Origin of the sequence: Pseudomonas sp. AU12215 (assembly GCF_001675465.2) — a bacterium.
In the GTDB taxonomy this organism is placed as follows: Bacteria; Pseudomonadota; Gammaproteobacteria; order Pseudomonadales; family Pseudomonadaceae; genus Pseudomonas; species Pseudomonas nitroreducens.
This window is the reverse complement of sequence record NZ_MACM02000184.1, coordinates 81,055-93,705: the sequence shown is the minus strand read 5'-3', so window position 1 is coordinate 93,705 and position 12,651 is coordinate 81,055. Positions and strand designations below refer to the sequence as shown.

General features: G+C 65.4%; 10 protein-coding genes. 8 read left to right on the top strand and 2 right to left on the bottom strand.

The genetic code is table 11. The features are described from left to right. Window positions 1-8: 8 nt before the first annotated feature. Window positions 9-1,037: an ABC transporter substrate-binding protein gene (locus A9513_RS32210; protein ID WP_065327961.1), complete on the bottom strand. Its 1,029-nt coding sequence runs from the start codon at window positions 1,035-1,037 to the stop codon at window positions 9-11. 313 nt (window positions 1,038-1,350) lie between these two features. On the opposite strand from A9513_RS32210, the gene A9513_RS32205 reads away from it, so the two are divergent. Then, a complete protein-coding gene (locus A9513_RS32205; protein WP_024765199.1) occupies window positions 1,351-2,085 on the top strand; it encodes an SDR family NAD(P)-dependent oxidoreductase in 735 nt (244 codons plus the stop codon). A 72-nt stretch (window positions 2,086-2,157) separates the two neighbouring features. Then, on the top strand, window positions 2,158-2,844 hold the full coding sequence (locus A9513_RS32200) for a GntR family transcriptional regulator (RefSeq protein ID WP_024765198.1): 687 nt from the start codon (window positions 2,158-2,160) through the stop codon (window positions 2,842-2,844). 128 nt (window positions 2,845-2,972) lie between these two features. Here A9513_RS32200 and A9513_RS32195 read toward each other — a convergent pair whose 3' ends face one another. Beyond that, complete coding sequence (locus A9513_RS32195) at window positions 2,973-4,172, bottom strand: CaiB/BaiF CoA-transferase family protein (RefSeq protein WP_065327960.1); 1,200 nt, start codon at window positions 4,170-4,172, stop codon at window positions 2,973-2,975. Between the two features lie 258 nt (window positions 4,173-4,430). Between A9513_RS32195 and A9513_RS32190 the strand changes: the two genes are divergently transcribed. The 6 genes from A9513_RS32190 (at window position 4,431) to A9513_RS32165 (ending at window position 12,645) form a co-directional block, all read left to right on the top strand. Continuing rightward, complete coding sequence (locus tag A9513_RS32190) at window positions 4,431-5,609, top strand: diguanylate cyclase (RefSeq protein WP_065327959.1); 1,179 nt, start codon at window positions 4,431-4,433, stop codon at window positions 5,607-5,609. Between the two features lie 61 nt (window positions 5,610-5,670). Further along, window positions 5,671-6,210 carry a YaeQ family protein gene (locus A9513_RS32185; RefSeq protein WP_065327958.1) on the top strand — a complete coding sequence of 180 codons (540 nt, stop codon included), beginning with the start codon at window positions 5,671-5,673 and terminating at the stop codon, window positions 6,208-6,210. A gap of 153 nt (window positions 6,211-6,363) precedes the next feature. After that, a complete protein-coding gene (recJ, locus tag A9513_RS32180; protein ID WP_065327957.1) occupies window positions 6,364-8,079 on the top strand; it encodes a single-stranded-DNA-specific exonuclease RecJ in 1,716 nt (571 codons plus the stop codon). A gap of 214 nt (window positions 8,080-8,293) precedes the next feature. Then, the gene (gene hutC, locus A9513_RS32175; protein ID WP_065327956.1) at window positions 8,294-9,037 is read left to right on the top strand and encodes a histidine utilization repressor; all 744 of its coding nucleotides are present in this window, start codon (window positions 8,294-8,296) and stop codon (window positions 9,035-9,037) included. A gap of 400 nt (window positions 9,038-9,437) precedes the next feature. Next, complete coding sequence (gene hutU / locus A9513_RS32170; protein WP_065327955.1) at window positions 9,438-11,114, top strand: urocanate hydratase; 1,677 nt, start codon at window positions 9,438-9,440, stop codon at window positions 11,112-11,114. 118 nt (window positions 11,115-11,232) lie between these two features. Then, window positions 11,233-12,645, top strand: a complete 1,413-nt coding sequence (locus A9513_RS32165; protein WP_065327954.1) for a cytosine permease — start codon at window positions 11,233-11,235, stop codon at window positions 12,643-12,645. The last annotated feature ends 6 nt before the right edge of the window (window positions 12,646-12,651 follow it).

The following is a 12,651-nucleotide window of genomic DNA, read 5'->3' as shown; positions in this document are numbered from 1 at the left end:
CCATCCACTTACTTGCTAGCCCAGGCGTTGAAGCGGGTTTCCAGTTCCTCGCCGTGGTCGATCCAGAACTCGGTGTCCATGGCGCGCGCGTTCTCCAGGTTCTGCGGCGCGGTGGGGAGTTTCGGCGCGATGGCGGCGTCGATCAGCGGGATGGTGTTCTTGTTGGTCGGGCCGTAGGGAATGTTCTCGGCGAAGACCTTCTGGTGCTCAGGCTTGTTGGCCAGGGCGATGAACTGCTCGGCCAGCTCCTTCTTCGGGCTGCCCTTGACGATGGCCCAGTGGTCCAGGTCGTAGATGCTGCCGTTCCACTGGATGGCGAAGTCGCGGCCTTCCTTCTGCGCGGTGGCGACGCGGCCGTTGTAGGCCGACGTCATCACCACGTCGCCGGCGGCCAGCCATTGCAGCGGCTGCGCACCGGCTTCCCACCATTGGATGTACGGCTTGATCTCGTCGAGCTTCTTGAACGCACGGTCCACGCCTTCCTTGGTGGCCAGTACCTTGTACAGGTCGGCCTGTTTCACGCCGTCGGCTTCCAGGGCGAATTCCAGGGTGAACTTGGCGCCACGGCGCAGGCCGCGCTTGCCCGGGTATTTCTTCACGTCCCAGAAATCGGCCCAGCCGGTGGGTGCGCTGGCGAGTTTCTTGGCGTCGTAGGTGAGCACCGTGGACCAGATGAAGATGCCCACGCCGCAGTCGCTCACGGCGGCGTCGAGGAAGTCGGCCTGCTTGCCGAGCTTGCTCCAGTCGAGCTGCTCGAACAGGCCTTCGCTGCAACCGCGCATCAGTTCCGGGGATTCCACCTCGACCACGTCCCAACTGGTCTTGCCGGTGTCGGCCATGATCTTGATCTTGGCCATCTCGCCGTTGTACTCGGCGCCCTGCACAGTGACCTTGGCCTGCTGCTCGAAGGGTTTGTAGAAGGCCTTTTCCTGGGCCACCTTGTTGTCGCCACCGAACGACACCACGGTCAGTGTCTCGGCGTGGAGCTGGGCGGCGCCGCCGGCCAACATCATCAGTGCTATGGCTTTCTTGAACATGCGATGACTCCTGAGCGGGCCAATCCGGCCCATGAATAAGAGGGCAGCTTCAAGAGTGGGGCGGCGCGCCGGACCAAGCTGTAAGGCCGGCTGGCGTTGCCCTCGGACATCAGGGAGAGGAACGGGCGGAACAGGTGCGGTCGATCATGGGAAGTTGCTCCGTTTCTTGTTGTTGTTCGGATAGCTCGTTGCAGGACCAAGCTGGACCGATTAAAACATCTTCCAAAACATGATGCATCATGTTTTTATTGAAGCCAGCGCTCCAAGGACGCTGACCACTCGAGCGCACTCATACGAAGGGGATGCCTGCACCATGAACCAGACCAGAACCCTGCTTCTCACTGGCGCCAGCCGCGGCATCGGCCATGCCACGGTGAAGCACTTCAACGCTGCCGGCTGGCGCGTGTTCACCGCCTCGCGCCAGGACTGGAGCGCCGAGTGCCCCTGGGCCGAAGGCCTGATCAACCATATCCACCTGGACCTGGAAGACATCGACAGCGTGCAGGCCAGCCTGCCGATGATCCGCGAGAAGCTCGGCGGCTCGCTGCACGCCCTGGTGAACAACGCCGGCATCTCGCCCAAGGGCCCGGAGGGCGAACGCCTGGGCGTGCTGGGCAGCGACTACGCCACCTGGCTGAAGGTGTTCAACGTCAACCTGTTCTCCACCGCGCTGCTGGCGCGCGGCCTGTTCGACGAACTGAAGGCAGCCAAGGGCTCGGTGATCAATGTCACCTCCATCGCCGGTTCACGTGTGCACCCGTTCGCCGGCGCTGCTTATGCGTGCTCGAAGGCTGCCCTGGCCGCATTGACCCGCGAGATGGCCCATGACTTCGGCCCGCACGGCGTGCGAGTGAACGCCATCGCGCCGGGGGAAATCGACACGGCCATCCTGTCTTCGGGCACCGAGCTGATCGTCGAGCGCGATATTCCGATGCATCGCCTGGGTAAGCCGGAGGAAGTTGCTTCGCTCATCCATTTCCTCTGCACCAGCGGCGCGTCCTACGTGAATGGTGCGGAAATCCACGTCAACGGCGGGCAGCATGTGTGAAACCGGCTGGCATTCGGCGCGATCTGCGACCATCATTCGCGCCCGAATTCCGCACCACGTGATGAGACGGCGATGAACTACCCGATCGAAGGGCTCAATCATTCCTACCTGGGCAGCGGCGTCTACGCGCTGCTGCGCGAGGCGCTGATCACCGGCCGCTTCAAGCCGGATGATCGCCTGCGTATCCGTGATCTGGCCCAGCAGCTGGGTACCAGCGTTACCCCGGTGCGTGACGCCATCCTGCAGTTGGCCAAGGAACAGGCGCTGGTGCTGAAGACGCCGCGGGACATCCGCGTGCCGCTGCTCACCCTCGAGCAGTACCTGGAGATCCGCAGCATCCGCGTGGCGCTCGAAGGTCTCGCCGCCGAGACTGCCGCCGCGCGCGCCAGCGATGAGCAGCTGGACGAACTGGAAGCCAACATCCGCGAGAATCTTGACGCGATCCACGCGGATGACCTGGTGCTGGCGCTCAAGCTCAACCAGGCCTTCCACTTCGCCCTCGCCGACATCGCCGGCATGCCGCTGCTGCGTGCTTTCCTCGACAGTCTGTGGATGCGCACCGGCCCGCTGATCGCCCAGGCCTACGCCGACTTCAACGAGCGCATGGCCATCGAGCACCACTGGGACGTCCTGCGCGCTCTGCGCGAACGCAACGGCGCCGCCGCCCGCGAGGCGATCCACGCCGACCTGCTGGACGGCAGCGAGAAGATGCTGGAGTTCATCGCCCAGAGCGAGGCGCCGGAGCAGGAAGCGGGCTGACTGGCTTTATTGCAGGAGCTCGCTGCTACACCAAGAGCCGTAGGGCGAATAACCTGGAACAGGTTATCCGCCGGCTTCAATACGGCGGATAACGCTGGCGCGTTATGCGCCCTACCCAAGCAAAGTGGTCAGACCGCGCCATCCTTGCGCATCGCCGCGATGGCGGCTGCGTCGTAGCCCAGTCCGGAAAGCACTTCGTCGGTATGCTCGCCCAGTTTCGGGCCGATCCACTCGGCGCTTCCGGGGGTATCGGAGAGCTTGGGCACGATGCCGGGCATGCGGAAGGATTTGCCGTCCGGCAGCTTGGCGGAGAGGAACATCTCCCGCGCCAGGAATTGCGGGTCGCTGAACATGTCCTCGGCGGAGAAGATTCGGCTGGCCGGCACCTCCGCTTCGTTCAGCACCTTGAGCACGGTCTCCAGCGATGCGGAGCGCGCCCAGCGATCGATGATGCCGTAGAGCTCATCGCGACGGGCATCGCGGCCGTCGTTGCTGGCAAGCGTGGGGTCTTCGGCGAGGTCGGGGCGGCCGATGGCCGTCATGAAGCGGCGGAAGATGGCGTCGCCGTTGGCGGCGATCTGCACGTGCTTGCCGTCGGCCGTGGTGTGCACGGAGGAGGGCGTGATGCCAGGCATGATGTTGCCGGTGCGCTCGCGGATGAAACCGAACACGTCGAACTCCGGAACCATGGATTCCATCATGGCGAATACCGCTTCGTAGAGGGCCACGTCCACCACCTGGCCGGCGCCGCCGTTCACTTCGCGGTGGCGCAGTGCCATGAGCGCGCCGATCACGCCCCACAGCGCGGCGATGGAGTCGCCGATGGAAATGCCGGTGCGCACCGGCGGGCGGTCCTCGAAGCCGGTGATATAGCGCAGCCCGCCCATGGACTCGCCCACCGCGCCGAAGCCCGGCTGGTCCTTGTAGGGGCCGCTCTGGCCGAAGCCGGACAGGCGCACCATCACCAGCTTGGGGTTCAGCGCGTGGATCACTTCCCAGCCCAGGCCGAGCTTCTCCAGCACGCCGGGACGGAAGTTCTCGATCAGGATGTCGGCCTCGGCCAGCAGCTTCTTCAGCACCTCGCGGCCGGCTTCATGCTTGAGGTTCAGCGTCAGCGAACGCTTGTTGCGCGCCTGCACGAACCACCACAGCGACGTGCCTTCATAGAGCTTGCGCCATTTGCGCAGCGGGTCGCCGCCGTCCGGTGATTCGACCTTGATGACCTCGGCGCCGAACTCCGCGCAAAGGCGCGAGGCGAAGGGGCCGGCGATCAGGGTGCCCAGTTCGATGACCTTGAGGCCGGCGAGGGGTTTGGCGGTGCTGTTCATCGGTCTGTCCGATCAGAGAGGAATCGCCGGACTCTAACGCGTGCACGGCGCTTCGAACAGGCCGCCGGGCAGGCGTCTGGAAACGTCGCTTTGCGGCGGCCTTGAGCGCGCGTAGAGTAGCCACATTCAGATGCTTCTTACTTCAGCTCGCTCGGTTTCGCGCAGGTATGCCGTGATGCGTTCGTCTTCCTTCCAACAGCCCGATGGTCTGACGGCATTCTCCGGGGAATGCGAGCTGACGGGTGGCGAGGGGGCTGCATGACGTTGAACCTGCCGACGCTGGTTGTCGTCGACCTCTACGTACTGACTCTTGTCGGTGTGCTGATGGCATTCGCCTGGCACAGCGGTCGTCGCGATCACTCGCTGGGCTACATGAGCGTCGCGTTGCTGCTGGGTGCCATTGGCACCTTCCTGGCCACGTTGCGAGGCATGGGCATCGACTGGTTGCCGATCCTGCTCGGTAATGTGGTCCTGCACCTCTGTTCGGCAATGACCTGGACTTCCATGCGCGTCTTCACCGGACGCAAACCGCACTGGCCGTTGATCGGCGCAGGCGCGACATTCTGGGCGCTGCTGTGCCTGCTCCCGCCCTTCTACGAGTCCCTGGCTGCGCGCATCGCGGTCAGTACGGGGATCACCATCCTGTACTGCCTCGCGGCGATCAGCGAGCTGTGGCGGGACCGGCGCAAGCTCGAAGTCGAACTCAAGCCGACACTGGCGTTGTTGCTCTTGCATACCCTGGTCTATTCGGTACGCCTGGTGGTCGACCGCGGCATGCCGTTCGAGAGCGTGGCCAACAACGGCCAGGGTTCTGCTTTCTTCACCTTCCTGGTCTTCGAGACCATGCTGTTCGCCATCGGTATCGCCTTCGCCACCCTGGCGATGGTCAAGGAACGTGCCGAGCTGCAGTTCCGCAGTGCTGCCCTGAGCGACCCGCTGACCGGCGTGGGCAATCGCCGCGCCTTCATGGAGACCGGCGAGCGCCTGCTGCGCCTGTGCGCCGAGCGGGGCGAACAGGCCTCGCTGCTGCTCTGCGACCTGGACAACTTCAAGCGCCTCAACGACTCCTTCGGCCATCCCGCCGGCGACCGCGTGCTGGTGGAATTCAGTCGCATCACCGCCTCGCGGATGCGCAAGCACGACCAGTTCGCCCGCATCGGCGGGGAAGAGTTCGCCTGCCTGCTGGTGGGCGCCGATACCGAGGGCGCGTGCCAGGTGGCGGAGCGGGTGCGTCGGGAGTTCGCCGAGTTGCCGTTCATGGCCGAGGGCCAGCTCAGCGTAAGCATCGGCATTGCTACCAGCCGCGAGGCCGGCCACGACCTGCTGCGCCTGCTGTCCCTGGCTGACCAGGCGCTCTACGCCGCCAAGGCCAAGGGCCGCAACCGCATCGAACTGGCCGCGCCGGAGCCTGGAGCCGACCGACGTCCGCGCACTTGACCCACGGTGCCGGCGCTTTCGCGGTAGACTTGCCGCCTTCGAAAATTCGCCGGGAACGCCCATGGCCCTGTCCGCCACGCCCTACAAAGCCGATATCAGCCTGACCGACCTCGACCGTGGGGTCTACGAGACCCTGCGCTTCACCGTCGCCCGCCACCCCTCGGAAACCGAGGAGCGCCTGGCGGTGCGCCTGCTGGCCTACGTCATCTGGTACAGCGAGCAACTGGCTTTCGGCCGTGGGCTGTCGGACGTGGAAGAGCCCTCGCTGTGGGAAAAGAGCCTGGACGACCGCGTGCTGCACTGGATCGAAGTCGGCCAGCCGGATGCCGATCGCCTGACCTGGTGCTCGCGCCGCTGCGAGAAGCTGACCCTGGTCGCCTACGGCAACCTGCGCGTGTGGACCACCAAGGTGCTCGACAGCGTCCGCCACCTGAAGAACCTCAATGTCGTCGCCCTGCCTCAGGAAGCGCTGGAAGAAATCTCCCGCGACCTTCCGCGCTCGATCAACTGGACCGTGATGATCAGCGAAGGGACCCTCTTCGTCACCGACGAGCGCGGCCAGCACGAGCTGCAGGTGGAATGGCTGATGGGCGAGCGCTGATTTGCGCTAGCTGCGCGTCGGCCCGGCTGCGTTGTGAACAGGCGCAGGCCTGCTCATTTGCTGCAGCAAACTCCGCGGCCCACGCCTGTTCACGCCTTGCCGTGCTCTAGCTCGCAAGGTGCAAGACCAAGCAAAAAGGAATAGTTGGACTTCATGCGCATCGAATCCCGCCCCCTCCCGCCAACCCTGCCCGACCTGGGCGACCTGCCGCCGCTGCTGACCCGTCTCTACGCCGCCCGCGGCGTGCAGAGCGCGGCCGAGCTGGACAAGGGCCTGGCACGGTTGATCCCGTACCAGCAGCTCAAGGGCGTGGACGCGGCGGTGGAGCTGCTGGTCGATGCGCTGGAAAAGGGCCAGCGGATTCTCTACGTCGGCGACTTCGATGCCGATGGCGCCACCGCCAGCAGCGTCGGCGTGCTGGCGCTGCGCATGCTCGGTGCGGCCTGGGTCGATTACCTGGTGCCCAACCGCTTCGAGTACGGCTACGGCCTGACGCCGGAAATCGTCGCCGTGGCGTTGGAGAAGCGCCCGGAGCTGCTGGTGACCGTGGACAACGGCATCTCCAGCATCGACGGCGTCGCCGCCGCCAAGGCCGCCGGCCTGCGCGTGCTGGTCACCGACCACCACCTGCCGGGGCCGGAACTGCCCGCCGCCGACGCCATCGTCAACCCGAACCAGCCCGGCTGCGACTTCCCCAGCAAGGCCATGGCCGGTGTCGGCGTGATCTTCTACGTGATGCTCGCCCTGCGTGCCCGCCTGCGTGAACGCGGCTGGTTCGCTGCGTGCGGCATCGCCGAGCCGAACCTGGCTGAATTGCTCGACCTGGTGTCCCTGGGCAGCGTCGCCGACGTGGTGCCGCTGGACGCCAACAACCGCATCCTGGTCCATCAGGGCCTCGCGCGTATCCGTGCCGGCCGCGCGCGTCCGGGCCTGCGTGCGCTGCTGGAAGTGGCCGGGCGCGATTGCCGGCGCATCACCTCCACGGACCTCGGCTTCATCCTCGGCCCGCGGCTGAACGCTGCCGGGCGCCTGGACGACATGTCCCTGGGCATCGAACTGCTGCTCTGCGAAGACGAAAGCGTCGCCCGCGACATGGCGGTGCAGCTCGACCAGCTCAACCAGGATCGCAAGGCCATCGAGCAGGGCATGCAGCGCGAGGCGTTGGCCCAGCTCAAGGAACTGCCGGTGGAGGAGATGCCCTTCGGCCTGTGCCTGTTCGACCCGGAATGGCACCAGGGCGTGATCGGCATCCTTGCCTCGCGCCTGAAGGAGCGTTACCACCGGCCAACCATTGCCTTCGCCGATGCCGGCGACGGCACGCTCAAGGGCTCGGCGCGTTCGGTGCCGGGCTTCCATATCCGTGACGCGCTGGACGCCGTGGCCGCCCGTCATTCTGGGCTGATCAGCAAGTTCGGCGGCCACGCGATGGCGGCCGGCCTGTCGTTGCCGCAGGAGAATTTCGGTGCCTTCGCCGCTGCCTTCGACGCCGAAGTGCGCCGTCAGCTGGATGAAGAAGACCTCACCGGGCGCCTGCTCTCCGACGGCCAGCTGGGCGCCGAGGAGTTCCACCTGGAGCTGGCCCGCGCGCTGCGCCAGGCCGGCCCCTGGGGCCAGCATTTCCCGGAGCCACTGTTCCACGGCATCTTCCAGGTCGTTCAGCAGCGCGTGGTTGGCGAGCGGCACCTGAAGCTGGTGCTCAAGACCGAGTGCGGCTCGCTGCAGCTGGACGCCATCGCCTTCAACATCGACCGCGAAATCTGGCCCAACCCCACCGTGCGCTGGGCGGAAGTGGCCTACAAGCTCGACGTCAACGAGTTCCGTGGCAACGAGACGGTGCAGCTGATGGTGGCGCATATTGCGCCGCGCTGATCATGAGTACGGATTTTCGTCGACTGTAGGGCGAATAACCTGGAACAGGTTATCCGCAGCCCCCATCGTGGGGGATAACGCTGGCGCGTTATGCGCCCTGTCAAAGCTGCACACCTATTGCCCGTGGTTCGGCTTCGGTGACGGCGCGTAGGCGGCAGGCGTAGCCGCGGGTAAACTGGCGGCTAGCCCGCCTTCCGCCGATTCAGGAGCTGCCGTGTCCCAAGATCATTCCTCCCTGGCCGCGTTCGCGCTGGAAACTCCGGCGCCCCTGTATGCGCGGGTGAAGGAAATCATCCTGCAGCAGATCCGCAACGGCGTCTGGAAACCCAACTCCAAGCTGCCGTCGGAAAGCGAACTGTTCGCCCTGCTCGGTGTGAGCCGGATGACCATCAATCGCGCATTGCGCGAGCTGACCATCGAGGGCGTGCTGGTGCGCCTGCAGGGCGTGGGGACCTTCGTTGCCGAACAGAAGGGCCACGCGGCGCTCTTCGAGATCCATAACATCGCCGAGGAGATCGCCGCACGCGGGCATCAGCACCGCTGTGAAGTGGTGCTTCTGGAACCGCTGCCCGAGGGCGCGACCCTGGCGCTGCCGTTCGAGCTGGAAAACGTCCAGCGCATCTTTCACTCCGTTGTCGTGCACTACGAGAACGAAGTGCCGGTGCAACTGGAAGAGCGCTTCGTCAATGCCGAGGTAGCGCCGGAGTACCTGCAGCAGGACTTCACCCGTATCACCCCCTATGCCTACCTGATCCAGCTGGCGCCGCTGACCGAGGGTGAACATGTGGTCGAGGCGATCAACGCCGAAGCGGCCGACTGCAAGCTGCTGCGCATCAAGCGTGGCGACGCCTGCCTGCTGATTCGCCGCCGCACCTGGTCGGCGAAGGGGCAGGTGGGTGCTGCGCGACTGGTCTATCCGGGGTCGCGCTATCGCCTCGAAGGTCGTTTCGGGCAGTAGTCAGCTGTCATCCCGAGGGGGGCGGAAAATCCGCCCTGCTGTCTCCTGTGGTGCACCGTTTTGTTACCTCTGTGCACCGCGCTGTTACTTTTTCTCCTTCCTTTCTCGCCGCCTTCTCTCGCTGCTGGCCGTGGTGAGGGGCGTCGCCTGCCTGTGCATAAGATTTCTATCCATTTGAAATAAAACGACATTGTCGTCACGTGACTGTGCTCCCTGGGTACCGCCGGCCTATTTTGGCCCTCGCTTTGCATTAGCTTGTATATACAGGTTGATATAAGGTTTTACACATATCAGGTGACACTAGATGAGTACGGCAATGCCTGTTGCCCTCTATTCACCCGTTTCCGCCGCGCCGGACCGCCTTCCAGCGTGGCGCCACCCCTGCATCGAGGAAGTCCAGATGAGCTCCACCGGCCGTTACCGTGATACCGAAATCCGTGCCCCGCGCGGCACCCAACTGAACGCCAAAAGCTGGCTGACCGAAGCGCCGCTGCGCATGCTGATGAACAACCTCGACCCGGAAGTCGCCGAGAACCCSAAGGARCTGGTGGTGTACGGCGGCATCGGYCGCGCCGCGCGCAACTGGGAGTGCTAYGACAAGATCGTCGCCACCCTSAARGARCTGAATGAAGACGAGACCCTGCTGGTKCAGTCCGGCAAGCCGGTCGGYGTCTTCAAGACCCACGCCAAYGCCCCGCGCGTGYTGATCGCCAACTCCAACCTGGTGCCGCACTGGGCCAACTGGGAGCACTTCAACGARCTCGAYGCCAAGGGCCTGGCCATGTACGGCCAGATGACCGCCGGCTCGTGGATCTAYATCGGCAGCCAGGGCATCGTCCAGGGCACCTACGAAACCTTCGTCGARGCCGGCCGCCAGCATTACGACGGCAACCTGAAAGGCAAGTGGGTGCTCACCGCCGGYCTCGGCGGCATGGGCGGCGCCCAGCCRCTGGCCGCGACCCTGGCCGGCGCCTGCTCGCTGAACATCGAATGCCAGCAGAGCCGCATCGACTTCCGCCTCGCCAGCCGCTACGTCGACGAGCAGGCCAAGGACCTCGACGACGCCCTGGCGCGCATCGCCCARTACACCGCCGAAGGCAAGGCCATCTCCATCGCCCTGCTGGGCAACGCCGCGGAAATCCTCCCGGAGCTGATCCAGCGCGGCGTGCGCCCGGACATGGTGACCGACCAGACCTCCGCCCACGAYCCGCTCAACGGCTACCTGCCGGCCGGCTGGACCTGGGAGCAGTACCGCGACCGCGCGCAGACCGACCCGGCCGCCGTGGTCAAGGCCGCCAAGCAATCCATGGCCGTGCACGTCAAMGCCATGCTGGMRTTCCAGMAGCAGGGYGTGCCGACCTTCGACTACGGCAACAACATCCGCCAGATGGCCAAGGAAGAGGGCGTCGCCAACGCCTTCGACTTCCCCGGCTTYGTCCCGGCCTACATCCGCCCGCTGTTCTGCCGTGGCGTCGGTCCGTTCCGCTGGGCCGCGCTGTCCGGCGACGCCGAGGACATCTACAAGACCGAYGCCAAGGTCAAGGAACTGATCSCSGACGACGCCCACCTGCACAACTGGCTGGACATGGCCAAGCAGCGCATCAGCTTCCAGGGCCTGCCGGCGCGCATCTGCTGGGTCGGCCTGGGSCAGCGCGCCAARCTCGGCCTGGCGTTCAACGARATGGTCCGCCGYGGCGAGCTGAAGGCRCCSATCGTGATCGGCCGCGACCACCTCGACTCCGGYTCGGTGGCMAGCCCCAACCGCGAGACYGAAGCCATGCGCGAYGGCTCCGACGCCGTRTCCGACTGGCCGCTGCTCAACGCCCTGCTGAACACCGCCAGCGGCGCCACCTGGGTCTCGTTGCACCATGGCGGCGGGGTGGGCATGGGCTTCTCCCAGCACTCGGGGATGGTGATCGTCTGCGACGGCACCGACGAAGCTGCCGAGCGCATCGCCCGSGTGCTGACCAACGACCCAGGCACCGGCGTGATGCGCCATGCCGACGCGGGTTATCAGATCGCGATCGATTGCGCCAAGGAACAGGGCCTGAACCTGCCGATGATCACCGGCAAGTAATTCGGCGATAGCAAGCCAGGACCAGGGAGAGGGCCGCCGCACGGCGTGGTGCGGCGGCCAGGTCCGTAAAGCAGCAGTACATCGACAGACAAGAATTCCCTTCGGGAGAACAATAACGATGTCCCAGGCCAGTGATAGCTCCAAACCCCTGATCGAGGTGCGCTCGATCGACTACATCCCCGAGGCCGAGCGCCACGGCAAGCTCTACAGCCAGTTCACCCTATGGCTGGGCGCCAACCTGCAGATCACCGCCATCGTCACCGGCGCCCTGGCCGTGGTGCTGGGCGGCGACGTGTTCTGGTCGCTGATCGGCCTGCTCATCGGCCAACTGCTGGGCGGCGGCGTGATGGCGCTGCACGCCGCCCAAGGGCCCAAGCTCGGCCTGCCGCAGATGATCTCCAGCCGCGTGCAGTTCGGCGTCTACGGCGCGGCCATCCCGATCGTGCTGGTGTGCCTGATGTACCTGGGCTTCACCGCCACCGGCACGGTGCTTTCCGGCCAGGCGCTGGGCCAGCTGTTCGGCGTCAGCGACAGCGCCGGCATCCTGATGTTCGCCAGCGTCATCGTGCTGGTGACCGTGCTCGGCTACCGCGTCATCCACGTCATCGGTCGCATCGCCAGCGTCATCGGGGTGATCGCCTTCGTCTACCTGTTCAGCCGCCTGATGAGCCAGACCGACGTCAGCGCGTTGCTGCAGATCCGCCACTTCAGCTGGAGCAGCTTCCTGCTCGCGGTGTCCCTGGCCGCCTCCTGGCAGATTGCGTTCGGGCCGTATGTCGCGGACTACTCGCGCTACCTGCCGAGCAAGACGTCCTCGGTGAAAACCTTCCTCGCCGTGGGCGCGGGCTCGGTGATCGGTGCCCAGGTGGCGATGATCTTCGGCGTGTTCGCCGCGGCCGGGGCCAACGGGCAGTTCGCCGGCCATGAGGTGGCCTATATCGTCGGCCTGAGCGGCAGTGGCGCCGTTGCTGCGCTGCTGTACTTCAGCATCGCCTTCGGCAAGATCACCATCTCGACGCTGAACTCCTACGGCAGCTTCATGTGCATCGCCACCGTGATCAGCGGCTTCCGTGGCCACCTGGAAGTGAGCCGTGTGCAGCGCCTGGTGTTCGTCCTGCTGATCGTCGGCGCCGCGACCCTGATCGCGTTGCTCGGCCAGCATTCGTTCCTTGGCGCGTTCAAGTCCTTCATCCTCTTCCTGCTGGCCTTCTTCACCCCGTGGAGCGCGGTCAACCTGGTGGACTACTACTGCATCACCCGCGAGCACTACGACGTGCCGGCGCTGGCCGACCCCGATGGCCGCTACGGCCGCTGGAACATCCCCGGCATCAGCGTCTATGTGATCGGCGTGCTGGTGCAGTTGCCGTTCATTTCCACCAAGTTCTACACCGGCCCGATGGTGGACGCCCTGGGTGGCGTGGATATCTCCTGGATCATCGGCCTCGTGGTTCCGGCCGTTCTCTATTACCTGGTCGCCCGCCGCGTCACGCGGGCAGTACCGGACCGGCTGATCCTGCCGGCCCGCACCTGAACAGAC

Excerpts from the sequence above, each read along its gene's own strand:
- A9513_RS32210 (WP_065327961.1), bottom strand. The coding sequence starts at position 1,037 with ATGTTCAAGAAAGCCATAGCACTGATGATGTTGGCCGGCGGCGCCGCC.
- A9513_RS32205 (WP_024765199.1), top strand. The coding sequence starts at position 1,351 with ATGAACCAGACCAGAACCCTGCTTCTCACTGGCGCCAGCCGCGGCATC.
- A9513_RS32200 (WP_024765198.1), top strand. The coding sequence starts at position 2,158 with ATGAACTACCCGATCGAAGGGCTCAATCATTCCTACCTGGGCAGCGGC.
- A9513_RS32195 (WP_065327960.1), bottom strand. The coding sequence starts at position 4,172 with ATGAACAGCACCGCCAAACCCCTCGCCGGCCTCAAGGTCATCGAACTG.
- A9513_RS32190 (WP_065327959.1), top strand. The coding sequence starts at position 4,431 with ATGACGTTGAACCTGCCGACGCTGGTTGTCGTCGACCTCTACGTACTG.
- A9513_RS32185 (WP_065327958.1), top strand. The coding sequence starts at position 5,671 with ATGGCCCTGTCCGCCACGCCCTACAAAGCCGATATCAGCCTGACCGAC.
- recJ (WP_065327957.1), top strand. The coding sequence starts at position 6,364 with ATGCGCATCGAATCCCGCCCCCTCCCGCCAACCCTGCCCGACCTGGGC.
- A9513_RS32165 (WP_065327954.1), top strand. The coding sequence starts at position 11,233 with ATGTCCCAGGCCAGTGATAGCTCCAAACCCCTGATCGAGGTGCGCTCG.